The 434-nt window shown below is 62.2% G+C and carries 1 protein-coding gene; it reads right to left on the bottom strand.

Features of this window, described 5'->3' with window-relative positions; translation table 11 throughout:
- The coding region (locus tag AC30D7_RS28775) for a VCBS domain-containing protein (protein ID WP_490136335.1) at nt 1-434 on the bottom strand (434 nt) is incomplete at both ends.

Genomic DNA, 434 nt, shown 5'->3' with positions numbered 1-434 from the left:
CGAGGTGAGGGTGCCGTCGGCACTGCTCACGGCGAAGGTGTCGGTGTAGGTGGTGCCGGCGGCGAACTCGTTGTGGGCGGAGTTGGCGACGTAGGTCCAGGCTCCGTCGGTGCCGATGGAGAATTGGCCATAGCTGCCGGCGGTGTTGGTTTGCGTCTGGAAGCTTTCCGGGCTGTCGATATCACTGACGGTCAGGCTACCACCCGTAGTCAGCGGAGCATTGGTTTCGGTCAGTGTGACATTGGCCGAGGACAGTACGGCGGCGTCATTGCTGCCGGTGACGGTGACAGTTACCTGCTGGGTGTCGATACCGCCCAAGCCATCGCTGACTTGCACGCTGAACACTTCATTGTGACTCTCGCCGGCCTTCAGCGATTGCACGGCACTGGCAACGCCATCGGTGCCGTTGGCCAGGGTGTAAGTCCACTGACCGC

This window comes from Pseudomonas sp. DF5 (assembly GCF_058148225.1).
This window is presented reverse-complemented; position numbering and strand designations above follow the sequence as displayed.